Annotated in this window: 14 protein-coding genes; 6 read left to right on the forward strand and 8 right to left on the reverse strand. The window is 61.6% G+C overall.

The window, feature by feature from the left end:
* Position 1: 1 nt before the first annotated feature.
* The 6 genes from ACMGGK_RS24835 to ACMGGK_RS24860 all read left to right on the forward strand — a co-directional run bounded on the left by ACMGGK_RS24835 (position 2) and on the right by ACMGGK_RS24860 (position 4,915).
* Entirely contained in the window at positions 2–397 is a 396-nt protein-coding gene (locus ACMGGK_RS24835) for a hypothetical protein (RefSeq protein WP_078563966.1), read from the forward strand.
* Positions 394–1,191: a ParA family protein gene (locus ACMGGK_RS24840; protein ID WP_043298226.1), complete on the forward strand. Its 798-nt coding sequence runs from the start codon at positions 394–396 to the stop codon at positions 1,189–1,191. Before ACMGGK_RS24835 ends, ACMGGK_RS24840 begins: the two co-directional genes overlap by 4 nt.
* Positions 1,184–2,335: a ParB/RepB/Spo0J family partition protein gene (locus tag ACMGGK_RS24845; protein WP_043298223.1), complete on the forward strand. Its 1,152-nt coding sequence runs from the start codon at positions 1,184–1,186 to the stop codon at positions 2,333–2,335. Before ACMGGK_RS24840 ends, ACMGGK_RS24845 begins: the two co-directional genes overlap by 8 nt.
* Positions 2,332–2,805 (forward strand): DUF192 domain-containing protein, encoded by a 474-nt coding sequence (locus ACMGGK_RS24850; RefSeq protein ID WP_420277508.1) that lies wholly within the window; start codon positions 2,332–2,334, stop codon positions 2,803–2,805. The genes ACMGGK_RS24845 and ACMGGK_RS24850 overlap by 4 nt, the downstream gene beginning before the upstream one ends.
* Before the next feature lie 468 nt (positions 2,806–3,273).
* Positions 3,274–3,873, forward strand: a complete 600-nt coding sequence (locus tag ACMGGK_RS24855; RefSeq protein WP_248068970.1) for a plasmid mobilization protein — start codon at positions 3,274–3,276, stop codon at positions 3,871–3,873.
* Positions 3,860–4,915, forward strand: a complete 1,056-nt coding sequence (locus tag ACMGGK_RS24860; protein ID WP_248068972.1) for a relaxase/mobilization nuclease domain-containing protein — start codon at positions 3,860–3,862, stop codon at positions 4,913–4,915. The genes ACMGGK_RS24855 and ACMGGK_RS24860 overlap by 14 nt, the downstream gene beginning before the upstream one ends.
* A 72-nt stretch (positions 4,916–4,987) precedes the next feature.
* On the opposite strand, the gene ACMGGK_RS24865 is transcribed toward ACMGGK_RS24860, so the two are convergent.
* From ACMGGK_RS24865 to ACMGGK_RS24900, 8 genes are all read right to left on the reverse strand, one after another.
* Positions 4,988–5,458 carry a hypothetical protein gene (locus ACMGGK_RS24865; protein WP_052118650.1) on the reverse strand — a complete coding sequence of 157 codons (471 nt, stop codon included), beginning with the start codon at positions 5,456–5,458 and terminating at the stop codon, positions 4,988–4,990.
* Between the two features lie 75 nt (positions 5,459–5,533).
* Positions 5,534–6,124: a TrbM/KikA/MpfK family conjugal transfer protein gene (locus tag ACMGGK_RS24870; RefSeq protein ID WP_420277511.1), complete on the reverse strand. Its 591-nt coding sequence runs from the start codon at positions 6,122–6,124 to the stop codon at positions 5,534–5,536.
* A gap of 15 nt (positions 6,125–6,139) precedes the next feature.
* The gene (locus ACMGGK_RS24875; RefSeq protein WP_137040465.1) at positions 6,140–6,694 is read right to left on the reverse strand and encodes an OmpA family protein; all 555 of its coding nucleotides are present in this window, start codon (positions 6,692–6,694) and stop codon (positions 6,140–6,142) included.
* Positions 6,695–7,059: 365 nt separating this feature from the next.
* Positions 7,060–7,476, reverse strand: a complete 417-nt coding sequence (locus tag ACMGGK_RS24880) for a KfrB domain-containing protein (RefSeq protein WP_137040467.1) — start codon at positions 7,474–7,476, stop codon at positions 7,060–7,062.
* Between the two features lie 12 nt (positions 7,477–7,488).
* Positions 7,489–9,261, reverse strand: coding sequence for an LPD7 domain-containing protein (locus ACMGGK_RS24885; protein ID WP_420277512.1), 1,773 nt, complete (start codon positions 9,259–9,261; stop codon positions 7,489–7,491).
* 9 nt (positions 9,262–9,270) lie between these two features.
* Entirely contained in the window at positions 9,271–9,930 is a 660-nt protein-coding gene (locus ACMGGK_RS24890; protein ID WP_248068984.1) for a KfrB domain-containing protein, read from the reverse strand.
* Between the two features lie 91 nt (positions 9,931–10,021).
* Complete coding sequence (locus ACMGGK_RS24895) at positions 10,022–12,706, reverse strand: type IV secretory system conjugative DNA transfer family protein (RefSeq protein WP_248068987.1); 2,685 nt, start codon at positions 12,704–12,706, stop codon at positions 10,022–10,024.
* 2 nt (positions 12,707–12,708) lie between these two features.
* A complete protein-coding gene (locus ACMGGK_RS24900; RefSeq protein WP_071446548.1) occupies positions 12,709–13,008 on the reverse strand; it encodes a hypothetical protein in 300 nt (99 codons plus the stop codon).
* Between the last annotated feature and the right edge of the window lie 19 nt (positions 13,009–13,027).

The raw sequence follows: 13,027 nt of genomic DNA on the forward strand, positions 1-13,027 counted from the left end.
AATGGCGTCCCCTACCCCAAGGATGGACGCCGCGCAGTTCGACCGCGTTGCGTCCAAATGCAGATGGTCCGAGCGTTCCTTGGGCGTTGCGCGTGCTTTGTTGGTTGACGGTGTGCCGCTGCCCGATGCGGCGGCGGCGCACGATATGTCAGTCAAACAAGCGCGGGTGCTTCTGGCCCGCTTTGCCGCCAAGGCGGAAAGCGAGCGCCTTGAAGCATTCATGCAGCGCGAGAAACCCAAGCTCGCTACCACAGCACTAGAGCCATATTCCAGCGAGGTCCGCACCCTTCGGGACAAGGGTTACACGATTGAGCAGATCGTGGCGTTCTTCAAGGAAAACGGCGTGAAGACATCACCGACAACCGTTCGGAATTTTTTAAGGAGCATTCGGGCATGAAAACTCTTGTACTTGCGAACCAGAAAGGCGGCGTCGGCAAGTCTGCCGTCGCGGTCCAGTTCGCCTACTTCCTGGCGCTTGTGCTCAATAAGCGCGTTCTCGTTATCGACTTCGACCATCAGCGCAACACGACGAAGGCAATCCGCACGGGCGGACTGGCGACCGTCTCGGCCATCACCAGCAGCACCATTTTGAAGACCAAAACCAGCGGCATCGAGCACGCTGATTTTGTCTTGGTCGCGGGCGACCCCGAGCTTATCAAGATGGAAAAGCAGGCGGCCGAGCACAACGCCTTCGCCACGAATCTTTACACGTTCCTGGCATCCGTCGCCGACCAATTCGACGTGTGCGTGATCGACACGAACCCGAACCCGGACATTCGGCAACTGGCGTCGCTTGTCGTGAGCGATTTCGTGCTGTCCCCGTTGCAGTTGAACCAAGAGGCAATCGACGGCATCGGCGACCTGCTGAACCACGAGAACATCGGCATTCGCAAGATACAAGCCACCCTCAACAAGAAGCTGCAACTTATCGGCATCCTGCCGAACATCGTAGAGCCGACGCCCTTCCAGCGCGATAACTTCCGCGACTTGTCCAAGGCATTCGCAAAGCTGCTGATCCCGCTCGAAAACGGATTTGCAGCCGTCAAGAAGACGACGGCAATCCCCGAAGCTCAGGCGGCCGGCCTGCCCGTCTGGAAGCTCGGCAAGACGAGCGCCCGCGACGCATGGAGCCAGATGCGCCCGGTTTTCGAGAAGATCGCCACCACCATGGGAGTTGAACAACATGCTTGACCTGTCCGCACTGGAAGAAAAGCCGATCCCCGTCGGCGCAGAGGCACAGCCCACCGGCAAGCCGTTGGAACTGCCGCTTGACGACATCGAGGAAGACGAGAACCAGCCGCGCAAGGAGTTCTCCGAGGAAAAGATGCAGGAAATGGAGGACAGCATTAAGTTGCGCGGCGTCCGTCAGCCTGTTTCCGTGCGCCCTCACCCGGACAAGCCCGGCAAGTGGATTCTCAATTTCGGCGCTCGGCGCTATCGCGGTTCCAAGCGAGCCGGCAAGGCCACGATTCCGGCATTCGTGGACGAGACGAGCGACGATTTCGATCAGGTGATCGAGAACGAGAACCGCGACAACCTCAAGCCGATGGAGCTTGCCTTGTTCATCAAGGGCAAGCTCGACCAGGGCGTGAAGAAGGCGGAAATCGCCCGCCGGCTGACCCGCCCGGCCAGCACCATTACCGAACTGCTGGCCTTGATCGAGGCCCCGGCCTGCATCGAAGAAGCCTACCGCTCGGGCCGCTGCACTTCGCCGAAAACGCTCTATGAACTGCGCGCCCTGCACGACAAGTTCGCCGAGCAGGTCGAAGCGTGGTGCGAGACGGCCGAGGAAATCACCCGCAAGGGTGTTGCCGACCTGGGCGACCAGTTGAAGGGCAAGAAGAAGCCGCCGCAGGACAACGACAAGGGCGGCAGCGAAGGCGGCCAGAATGCCGGAGCCGGTAACGGCGCTTCGACCGGCGGCCCGGAAAGTCTTAGTCATGACGAAGGAAATCGCAGCGGCGGCGGTTCCTTGGATGCGGGCGACGGAGCCGGCCGCGAGCCTCGCACCGACGGCGAGCAGGGCACCGGCAGCGCCGACACCAAGGGCGATAGCCCGAAGGGCAACGGCAAGGCCGAGGGCGAAGACGGCCACGACAACATCGACCGGGGCGAACTGACAAGCTGGCCCCGTGGTAAGGCAGTGTCGGACCCGGACAGCATGAAAAAGCCGCTGTTGATCGTGGAACACGAAGGCCGGGCGGCGGCGGTCCTGCTGAACCGCCGACCGTCCACCGCTGGTCTGATCCGCATCCGGTACGAAGACGGCGGCGGCGATGCCGAAGTCGATGCCGGCACGTTGAAAATCAACCTGCTGACCGAGGCCGAGAAATGAACGTCAGGAAGGCGGCCCGCAACGGTGTCGCCGGCCTGATCGCGGCCGGGCTGGTGCTCGCGTTTGTTGTCGGCCGACAGCAGACGCGGGCAGCAACGCCGACAGAGGTTTGCACCTTGCATTTTTCCGGCGGCGTCACGCTGGCCGATGTGCCCGTGGCGAAGACCCAGGAGCAACAAGCGCGGGGCCTGATGCACCGCGACGATGTAGGGCCGGGTATGCTCTTTTCCTGGCCGGATGCAGCCGAGCGCGTTTTCTGGATGCACAACACCCCATCGCCGCTAAGCATCGGTTTCTTTGATGCGGCCGGCCAACTGTTCGCCATCAAAGACATGCAGCCGAACAGCGACGAATACCATTTTTCAGGCCAGCCCGCGCAAGACGCCTTGGAACTGGCGCAAGGCCAATTCCAGGCGCGCGGCCTCGCCGTAGGCTCCCGCCTTGTCAGCCGCGATTGCCGGCCACGCTGAAATTGTCTTGCCCGGCTTTTAGCCGGAGCCAGTGTCAAGGGCGACACCGGAGGCCGCAGCCCGGAGCGCAGCGCAGGGACCGGGCGAGGATGGCGGCGAAGCGAACCCTTGATGCTGGTGTAGGCGACCCAAGCCTATGTGAGTGGGGGCAGGGACGAAGGGCGAAGCCCGCCACCCCTGCCCCCCGAGCTTCCCGGCGGCGAGGGCGGGGCGTCCAGAGGGGCAGCGCCCCTTTGGGTAAGCCCGCAGGGCGCGCAGTATGTCCCATCCCATTTTTCACTCACAACACACGGGACATTTCCCGTTTGTGTCGTTCGAGAACACTTTTCTTTCCCAAGCTCGCCAAAACCTTAGTCATGACGAAGAAAGCGTGAGGGGGTGAGGACTATTGCAGGATAGGCTTACGCCGGTATTGTGTGCTACACTACGTTCGCACATTGACCCCCTCACCCCGATTAGGAGGCACCTATGCCGCGCAAGGCCGAAATTGGGGCCACCCGAGATAGCTACGTATATCGTCTTCGAGTGCCGGCCCCATTGAAGGCGCAATGGGACGAGCATTGCGCCAAGCAAGACAAGAATCCGTCCGTGGTGATGCGGGCGCTAATGCGCTACATCATTCAGGACGACATGCCGCCCGAGGTTCGCCGCTGGATTGCAGAGCAAACCGAGGGCGAACCGGACATCGGGCCGAAAGAACGGCTTGAAGTCCGGTTCACGCCGACCGAGTTCCAGGGCATCAACGCCCGAGCCGAGGCCGAAGGCTGTTCCCCGCAGCGTTGGGTTATCAACTGCGTGCGGGCCAGCCTTACCCATGAACCGCAATTCACCATGGAGACGACGAAAGCCCTTTGGGAATCGTCGTATCAGCTTCGGGCCATCGGCCGGAACCTGAACCAGATCGCCAAGCGGCTAAACGAGGGGAAGCCGGCCAACATCAAGACCGAGCAGATAGAGAAGCTGGCGACCTACATTTACCGACACACGGACAAGGTGGCGGCCGTTCAGGACGCCAGCCTTAGCCGTTGGGGCATCCAGTTGGAGGGGGCAGCCAATGGCGCATCGTGAGATTGACGGCGTAATCAAGGATTGGGGCGAGCGCACCGATTACGGCCGCGTGCAGGGCCGCAAGGGCAAGAACATCGCAGGCGGGCGCTACAGCAAACCGGCTCCGACCAAGAGGCCATCGGGCCGTGAAAAACTCACGGCGACCGTTCGGAAGGCTCCCGAAGTCATGGTGAAGATTTCGGGCGGCGGCAAGGACATGCGGGGCATCAAAGCCCACATGGACTACATATCGCGCAATGGTGCCGTCGAGCTAGAAGACGAACAGGGCAGGGTTCACCTGGGCAAAGAAGACGTGCGCGAGGTCCGCGACGACTGGCGCGGCGGCGGCATTCCATACGATGGCGGCAAGAAGCGCGAGGCGTTCAACATCGTGCTGTCCATGCCGCCCGGCACGGATCGCGCATCGGTCAAAAACGCGGCCCGAGCGTTCGCGGCGGAACTGTTCGGCAATCACCAATACGTTTTCGCGGCTCATGACGACGAGAAGCACCCGCACGTCCACCTTGCCGTCAAAGCCGTGGACCTTGACGGGGTGCGGCTCAATCCACGCAAGGCCGATTTGCAGCACTGGCGCGAGACGTTCGCCGAGAAGTTGCGCGAGCAGGGCATAGAAGCGAACGCCACGCCGAGGAAGGTACGCGGCATTGTGCAGAAGGCCGAAAAGCAGGCCGTGCGCCAGATGGAACGACGGGGCATGACGCCGAAGACCAAGGCCAGCCGCAGGGCCGAAGCCATGCGCGAGGCGGCTGGCGGTCCAGCAAGAAGGAACCCGGCGCAAGACAGAATCAGCGCGGCCAGGAAGGAGACACAACAGGGCTACGGGCAAGTCGCTCGGGCACTGGCGAAGGGCGACGGCGAGGACAAGGAGCTTGCCTTGCAGATCGTGCGGTTTGTGCAGCAGATGCCGCCGCCGATCACGCAACACGAAGCGATGGTGCAGGCGTTGCGCAGCCAGGAGCAGCAGGCGCGGAAGAAAGGCCCGGAGAAGCCGAAGGACATCGAGCAGGGCAGGGGCAAGGGCAGCGACGAGAAAACGCGCTGACGGCGTTCCTGTCGCGTCGAGCGGGCAAAAAAAAGCGCGGTCACAGCCGCGCTTTTTTGCCTTGGTGCCCGATCATTCGGCTACGAGCTTCGACCGATGCAGTTCGTTGATGTGTTCGACGGCCGCCCGGCCGAACCGAACATGCCGCAAGTAAAGCTCGCTGGTTTTCGTGAACCGATGGCCGATGCGCACGGCGTAGGAGTTAAAGGCCCAACTCACGAACCCGGTGTAGAACACGGCGTCTTCAACGTCGCGCCATTTCACTCCCACCATGCCTTTGTTCCAAGGGAGGATGCCGGCATAGCACCACACGCCGTCATCGTCGGTATAGAGCACGACGCTACGAAGGTAGAGCACTTGATAGACGAACAGTGCCAGGGCAACGGCCGCTATCACCAGTGACACAGGCGACCCGACGCCGAACGCCGATGCCACCGCGAGCAGGACGAGAAGGACGACAACCGGCCGGATATAGGCCAGCCATGAGAGCTTGTAGCTGTTGCCGATCCGCTCGCCGGCTTGCTGATTTTCGATACTTTCCATTCCCATGATTCCGTAGTCAGAAAAAAGCGCGGCAAAGGCCGCGCTTTGGTTTCCTCGGTGTTGGTCGTAAGCGGTCTAGTTGCCGCCGTCGTTGTTGTAGCGGTTCCAGCGACCGTTGTTCGGACCGCCGTTCGCGTCTTCCTTCGCAATCCGCGCGTTGTACTCAGCCAGGGCGGCATCGTACTTGTCGTAATCGACCCAGAAGCCGCCACGCTCAGGCGTGCCGACATAGCGGGCCGCTACGCTGTTCGTCTGGTCCACGCTGCTGTTGCTCGCATACGTCGAGCAGTAGCCGGGCATCGTGTCGCGGATGACCCGGCGTTCGTCGCCGTACTGCCAGTACATCAGTTGCGAGTTCAAGGCCGCCGCGTCGCAACGGCCTGCACCGTTGGCAATGGCGCTCTTGAGTTCGCTCATCTGGCCTTGATCGTCAGGGCACAGGTTCAAGAAGTTGTGGCGGGCCTTGATGGTGTCGCTCAGCTTCTTTTTGTGGATGCCGAAATAGCGCGACAGCGACGGTGAGCATTCGCCCGGTCGCTGGCCGGTGGACAGGCAAAGAATTGCCTCGCAGGCAAGGCGCACATCGCCCGTGAACTCCTGGGCCTGGGCGGGTAGTGCGCCCAGCAACGTCGCAGCGAGTGACGACGTAATGAGTAGACGTTTCATAGACTTCCTTTCTCCTTAGCGGTTGAAAACTTGGATATCCACGCGGCGATTCTGCGCACGCCCGGCCGCAGAAATGTTGTCCGCGACGTAATCGCCGGCCGAAACGTAGTTCACAGAGATTTTCAGCGGCGACACACCTTGCGCGACCAGCCAGTTTTTAGCGGCGAGGGCGCGATTCAGGGCGACACGTTCATCGGCCGCGCTCGGGCGGTTGCCGTCGGTACGGCCACGGACCCAAACATGCCGAACGTTTCCACCCAGGAGCGGAAGCAGCGCGGCGACCTCGGCTTGCGTCGGTCGGAATGCGGTGCTGTTGAACGGGAAATAGACGCTCACCGTCTGCGAGGCCGGCAAGGCGGGCTTGGCCGGCGCGGCGAGCACTACGGGTTGCGCCGACTGGCCTTCTAGCTTGGCCTGGGCGGCGGCAAGCTCAGCACGCAGATGCAGCACTTCGGCCGTGCGCGCGTCGTTGACCGGGTGCCGATCCGAACCGCTCACCGTCGGCGGTTTCGGCGGGGATGAGCACGCGGCCAGGAAGACCGCGCACGACAGAATAGCCAATTTGTGCATGTGTGAACCCCGTAATAGGAAACATTGGTGAACCAATATTATATATCTTGGTAAGTTTGCCGCAATCAAATGTGCGCTTTGCGCTGAAATTGTCTTGACTGGTGACGACTCGACGACCTGGCCATGGCCTGGCTGTCACCATCTAAGCGGCGTCGCGGGGCGGGTGTTGGTGACAGATCCCGCCGGCGCCGGCGGGAACTTCGTCACCAAAGGGAGAGGGGAGGGGGAAGGATGGTGACACTTTGGCCGCATCGAGGCGGCCGCGGTGTCACCAGAGGCCGAATCAGCGAATCACCTAAATCGTTGATGCGCATAGAGATTCGGAAATTTCAAGACAAATTCAGCGTTGTGAAGGCCGGAGCCTTCTAACGCTCTAAAGCGCGTTCCTGGCTGGCGACGTGGCCTTGTCCGCGCGTGTACTCCACCTTCAGGTAGCTACCGACGACGGGCGGCTTGTCTTTAAACAGGCCGGCGTCGTGCTTGACCAGCTCGGCCTTGCCCTTGTCGTTCGTTTGAAGCTGGTAGACGGCTTTCTTGTCAACGTGCATCACGTTGCCTTCGTAGGTCTTCATCGCGGCGGTTTTGTCGGGCTTGGTCGCGCCCGTCATGTCGTAGACACCCTTCGGCAACGAGTTGCGCGAACCGATGTACTTCGACACCCATTCGCCATTTTGCTGCGTATCGACAAGCCGGGATTCATTGGCAACGACGAGCAATTGATGCCCTTCGCCCTTCAATGCCCGATGCGTTCCAAGATAGCCCTCTTTGCTCATATCTCGCATTGCTGATGCTCCTTACCGAGTGCGCTCGGTGTTGCGTTCGACCGGCGGGCGCGCTCGCTCGGCGTCCTGGGACTTCGACGGCGCAGCCTTGTCGTAGATCGCCACGGCTGGCACCTTGCCGGCCTTGGCCCGTTCTTGCAGGCGCGCATCGACCGCTTGCCGCAACGCTTCGCGCTGCGCCGGGTCTTTCACCTTGGCGTCGATGACGGCCGCCGCGACAGCTTCGACCACCTTGTGGCGGTCGGATTTCTGCACTTCCCAGGTGTTGCGCGTGGTGTCGATAGTCTCGGTGCCTATCACCTTGCCCTTGTCGTCACGCTTCAAGGCTTCGACCGTGACGGGCTGATTGCCCTTGTATTCAAGCCGAACTTCGTCACCGTTCTTTGCCTTGCCCTCGGCCATGGCGCGTTTCAGATCGACGCCCCACACGGTTTTCTCGCCGTCCTTGGTGTCCAGCTTGACGTAGTAGTTGGTCTTTTCGTCCGGGTCGTGGTTGTAAGGCGCTTCGCCATGGGCCAGCACACGGCCCGCATAGACGCGCAGCGCGGCCGTAGCGGCCTTTTCTGCGACGCTGCTACCCGAACCACGGCTATCGGCCTTCTCGGCGTCCTGGCGGCGTTCTGCGGCTTCCTGGGCCTGCTTGCGCTGGTTCGCTTCGCGTTGCTCGCGTTCCTCGCGCTCGCGGGCCTTCTCGGCCTTCTGCTGATCGCGGCCGGCGTCATGCTCGACGCTGTTGCGCATCTGGCGTTCGCGGCGTTCTTCCAGAGCGCGCAAGTCTTGCTCCTGGGGCTTGAAGCCGCGAACCTCGATACCGCGCAAGCTGGCTTCCATCCAGACTTCCTTTTGAAAGTCGGGATGGCCGGAAACCGTGATGGTTTTCCAGCCTTTGGCATCGGCCATGGTCGCCATGGCCTTCGCCACGCGCTCATCGTTCGACGCCGACACCATGCGTTCGCCCTTGTCCTTGAACGCGATCCGGCCGGGCTGGTCCTTGAAGTGAAACTTCGTGCCAGCGACGCGGAATTGCTGGTGAAGCTGGTCCATCAATTCGGCCTGCCGGTTCTTTTCGCGCTCGGTCACGACTTGGCTGTCGTAATCCGTATCGCCGCCCGTGCGCTCGGCAAGCAGGTTCGCGTCCTGCTGTTCATCGGCCTTTTCAGACAGGTTTTCAACGTCGATGCGCTTGCCCTCGGCTTGCAGCCCGAGGCGTTCTTGCTCGGCGGCCAGTAGTTCGCGGTCGCGCTGGCGGTTCGCTGCTGCGCGCTCAAGACCTTGAGCCAGTTCGGCATCGCTGAACTGCTCAAGCTGGCGTTCGGGCGTGTGCTCGATCTTGTTCGACTCGCCCGGTTCGTCCGGCTCTAACACTTCCTGGGCGGCCTTTTGCGCTTCCTTGGCCGCGATCCGGCGCGCGGCTTCTTCCGGGCTTAGGCCGTACTCGTTTTGCAGGTCTTCGCCCTTGAGCGAACCCTTGGCCTCGGCGTGCTCGGTGATGGCCTTCGCGTTCTTGTCGCCGACAGCATCGGCCAGGGTGTCGCCGTCCAAATCCTTCAAGCGGGCAACCTGCTTGTTACCCATGTGGAACGACACGGTATAGGACGGCTGGCCGTCCTTTTCCGAGCGCTCGAACCGCAACGACGTTGCCGGCTTGCCGTCAATCTGCGTGATGCCATAGGCCGGGCCGGCCATGGCCGCGTTGAGGTCGTCCGTGGTGGCGCGAAGCCGTGCCATCTGTTCCCGGTACGCCGGATCGACGCCGCCCAGGTCTTTGTTTTCTTCGGTAGCCATATCCGCCCCTTATCGTTCGATGCCGTGATCGGCTTGTTTCGTCTGCGACGGGACGGGCTTCGCCTGTTCCTTCGCGGCCTGTTCCTGGCGCTGTTGCGGCTGGAAAGCCTGCTGCGTGACGTTGCCCAGGTGCTTCAAGAACGCTTCGCGCTGCTTGGCGTTCTTGATGTTCTCGGCCGCGTATTTCTCGGCCTCGCTCATGACCTTGTTTGCGGTGGATGCGCCGCGTTCGGCCGATTTTTCGGACGCGCGGGCGGCCCGCTGCTGCTGTTCCTTCTCCGCGTCCCACGGGTACGCCTTGGCCTTGTCGCCTCGGTAGTGAACCTGAATATTCCGGTTCTCCAAGTCGTTGTTGGCGTCGCGGCCCTTGAGGGATGCGCCCATCATTTCCACGTCTTCACGACGATGAACGACGGCGGTTTGCTGGTTCTTGCCGACAGCCTGCACGACAAAATCTTTGTCGGCGTGGACGACGGGGCCTTTGTAGCTGCCGTTCTCCTTTGCGGGGAACACTTCGGCCTCGGTCCCGAGCTTGCCGGCGATGTTGGAGCGGATTTCCTGGGGGATTTCGCCGGCATCCATGCGGTACGCGCCTGCGGTCGGCGCTTTGGATTTTTCGGCTTTCGGGGGGGTGTTGGCGGAATCGCCAATAGGACGTTCTTGAGACATCGAAGGTTCTCCTAAGTGATGGGCAGTGCCCGCATTGCGTCGAGGCCGAAATGGCCTCGCTCGCAAAATGTGAAACCTTGGTTAGCCAAGATTATCTATTTTGGCGCAAAGGCTTGTCAAGAACGCTCAAATCTAGTACGGGCGCGTCTTCCTCAGCCTCGGCCGGTAATTCCGGCGGTTCTTCCATCGCATCGAGCGCGGCCAGCATTTCAGCTTCGTCCGGCAGCGCGTCATCGCCTGGGAATACTTCATCCATCATTGCCGCCAGTTCGTCGTCGGAAGGTTCCGCCGCGATCAAGTCGCCGTCGTCTTCGTCATGACGAAGGGTTTCGGCGGCCGGCGCTGGCGCAGCCTGGGCGACAGTAGCAGCCGGAACGGCCGGCACTTCTGCGACCGTCGTAACAGGCTCGGGCGCAGCGGGAGGCGGCGCAATGGCGTTCACTTCGGCCGCTTCGTCTTCGGCGTCGGCCTCGGCATCGAGCGCGGCAAGTTCGTCGTCGCTTGGCGGGGCGCTCGAACCGTCGTCATCGACGGCCTCGCCGTCTTCGTGCTCGCTATCGTCGGCCGCGTCGAGCGCATCGAAGAAGCCATTCACGAAGTCTTCAATCTGGTCAGGTTCCAGACCATCAGAGCCGGCCGCGACGGCGAGTTTCGAGGTATCGACGGCCAGCTTGCGCAGGTCGATGCCCTGTTCAACGTCGGCGACGGTCATTTCACGGGTACGGGCCTGCACGACAGCTTCGTGCAAGTCGAGGTCGAGCACCGGGACCGGCGACGCCAGTTCGCCCGATCCCCAGGTGTCTTCAAGCTGCTTTTTGGAGGGCAGCTTGCGGCCTAGGGCTTGCAAGGTCGGCGACACAGATTTCAGCCGATCCATGAACACATGATCGGCGTAGTAGGCAATCTTGTCGCACTGAATCGGCTTGGTGTTTTCAAGGTTGATGATTTGCTTTTGCTGGCTCATCTCCTTGAGTTCTTGCGGCATCATCAGGGCGCGCTTCTGGCCCGCGCCTTCACCGATTTGCTCGGAATATCCGGTGTTGCCACGGCCCCAATTCTTGCCGCGTGCATGCACGGTGTAGTAGCCGAGCATTTCGGAATATTCGTTCGCGTCGCGTTGCTCGCGCGGCGTGTAGAGAATCTGGCACGCATGGTTCGTAATGAACGTGCGGGCGTTCTCTTTGCCGTAGCCCTTTGGCGGTTCCGCCTCAAGCTGGCCCGGCGACTGGATGATGGTCAGCAGCCGCAGACCATAGCCGGCCATGTACGAGTTCGCCTTGTCGATGATGCCGATCCGGCCGGGTGCCGTGAATTCGTCTTCCAGCATCAAGCAGGTGTATTTGAGTTCAGGCGTCGAATGCAGCAGTTGGTTGGTGTTGAGGTTGACCAACTGCGTCTTGAACATATTCAGCAGCAGCTTGGCCTCGGCCAGCTTGTTCGCCGGGATGCCGATGTAGATCGACATGCGTTCCTTGCGGACGCGGCGCAGGTCGAAGTCGTTCGCACTGGTCGCGGCATCGACAATCGGGCTTGCCCAAATGGTCAGCGGGACGTTGAACGTCGCCATGATGCTCGACAGCGTGTTGTCGGACGTTGACGTGAAGCGGTTCAGAGCGTCAACGCACTCCATCGACAGAGGCGGCAGGCCCACGCCGTCCCACACCGTCAGAGGCACAAGCCGGCGCTCGGTTTCATACTCCGCACCGGCCGCGCTCAACAGCAGTTCGATTTGGTCAAGCTCGGCCTTGCCGACGTTCTCGGCGACCGCTACCGGCACTTCGGAGCAAAGCGCGTCGGCCTCGGCGTCGGTGCAAGCACGGATCGCGGCAACCGCTTCCACGACGGCCGCGCGGTTCTCGCCCAGGTCGTTCAACATCACGTCGCCAAACTCGCGGTAATTGCGCTCGGTAATGAAGCCCTGAATGTGCTCCTTCACCGGCCGGCCCTTACCCGACGACTGGCGCAGCAGTTCGCCCATGGTGCGCGGCAAGGTCGGCGTTTCGCAGAGGTACAGCGTCAGGCCCAGGAACAGGTTTCGGGCCGCGTCATCGAAAAAGGCGTCGCGGCCTTCGCCCGGATAGAGCGAATAGCCGATTGCCAGAATGTCGGTCACACGCAAGCGCGGATCGTCGCTGATGTAGCCGAGTGGGTTATAGCGGTGCGAACGCCCATGTAGCGGGTTGCCCTCGGCGTCCTCGGTGATCGCAAACGGGTTGAACAGATAGACCTTTGTGTACTTGGCCCGGTATTTGGACGTGATGAGGAAGTTTTCCAGCTTCACGTCCTGCACTACTACCGATTCCGGCCAGTTGAGCAGGTTCGGCACGACGATGCCGACGCCTTTGCCCGAGCGGGTCGGCGCGGCCAGCAGCACGAATTGCATGCCGGAGAACATCAGGAAGCGCCGGCCCAGCTTGCCGACGATGATGCCCGTCTTGGCGAACAGCCCGGCCTTGGCGACTTCGCCCGGCCTTGCGAACCGGGATTCACCATGCAGCGAACGCACTTCGCGCATGGCTGCAATGATGGCGAAAACGGGCACGCCGTAGGCCACTACGGCCGCGACGATCAACGACACCTTGAGGCGCTTCGCTATGACCGGATCGCCCTGGTAGAACTGCCAGTACGTCCACCACGTCGAGAAGTCCGTCTTGCCTATCGGGTTCGTCTTGCTGAACGCGAAGAACAGGAAGCCCGACAGCCACACGACGCCGACAGTCGCGGCGATGAATGCCACGATGCCAAGCGTCCATTTCAACCACTTCGGCATGTCCATGCTTATGCCCCCTTACGGTCGTGGCCCGGCCACGGGCGCGGATAGTTCGGGAAGCTCCCGGCAAGGTCGTTCTTTGTGCCGACGGTCGCGGCCAGTTCGACCAAGAAATGGTCTTGGCTTTCTAGCCAGCCCTCAATCCACGGGCAGCGCTTCATGAGGTCGGGGCTTTCCCGTTGCAGCAGTTCGAGCAGTTCGCGGTTTTCGTCTATGCGCTTGTAGATACCGCGCCCGTTGACGCGGCACAGCTTCTTGACCTGGGCGAACCGTCCGAAGGCCCCGAGGAAGGAAGTCAGTTTGCTCATGCGCAATGCTCCTTGGTGA

The sequence above is a fragment of the Serratia sp. BNK-33-b genome, from assembly GCF_048684565.1.
GTDB lineage: Bacteria > Pseudomonadota > Gammaproteobacteria > Enterobacterales > Enterobacteriaceae > Serratia > Serratia marcescens.

Bases quoted from the DNA above. Each gene is read 5' to 3' on its own strand.
- ACMGGK_RS24845 (WP_043298223.1), top strand. From the start codon at position 1,184: ATGCTTGACCTGTCCGCACTGGAAGAAAAGCCGATCCCCGTCGGCGCA.
- ACMGGK_RS24865 (WP_052118650.1), bottom strand. From the start codon at position 5,458: ATGGAAAGTATCGAAAATCAGCAAGCCGGCGAGCGGATCGGCAACAGC.
- ACMGGK_RS24870 (WP_420277511.1), bottom strand. From the start codon at position 6,124: ATGAAACGTCTACTCATTACGTCGTCACTCGCTGCGACGTTGCTGGGC.
- ACMGGK_RS24875 (WP_137040465.1), bottom strand. From the start codon at position 6,694: ATGCACAAATTGGCTATTCTGTCGTGCGCGGTCTTCCTGGCCGCGTGC.
- ACMGGK_RS24900 (WP_071446548.1), bottom strand. From the start codon at position 13,008: ATGAGCAAACTGACTTCCTTCCTCGGGGCCTTCGGACGGTTCGCCCAG.
- ACMGGK_RS24855 (WP_248068970.1), top strand. From the start codon at position 3,274: ATGCCGCGCAAGGCCGAAATTGGGGCCACCCGAGATAGCTACGTATAT.
- ACMGGK_RS24850 (WP_420277508.1), top strand. From the start codon at position 2,332: ATGAACGTCAGGAAGGCGGCCCGCAACGGTGTCGCCGGCCTGATCGCG.
- ACMGGK_RS24885 (WP_420277512.1), bottom strand. From the start codon at position 9,261: ATGGCTACCGAAGAAAACAAAGACCTGGGCGGCGTCGATCCGGCGTAC.
- ACMGGK_RS24880 (WP_137040467.1), bottom strand. From the start codon at position 7,476: ATGCGAGATATGAGCAAAGAGGGCTATCTTGGAACGCATCGGGCATTG.
- ACMGGK_RS24840 (WP_043298226.1), top strand. From the start codon at position 394: ATGAAAACTCTTGTACTTGCGAACCAGAAAGGCGGCGTCGGCAAGTCT.
- ACMGGK_RS24860 (WP_248068972.1), top strand. From the start codon at position 3,860: ATGGCGCATCGTGAGATTGACGGCGTAATCAAGGATTGGGGCGAGCGC.
- ACMGGK_RS24895 (WP_248068987.1), bottom strand. From the start codon at position 12,706: ATGGACATGCCGAAGTGGTTGAAATGGACGCTTGGCATCGTGGCATTC.
- ACMGGK_RS24890 (WP_248068984.1), bottom strand. From the start codon at position 9,930: ATGTCTCAAGAACGTCCTATTGGCGATTCCGCCAACACCCCCCCGAAA.
- ACMGGK_RS24835 (WP_078563966.1), top strand. From the start codon at position 2: ATGGCGTCCCCTACCCCAAGGATGGACGCCGCGCAGTTCGACCGCGTT.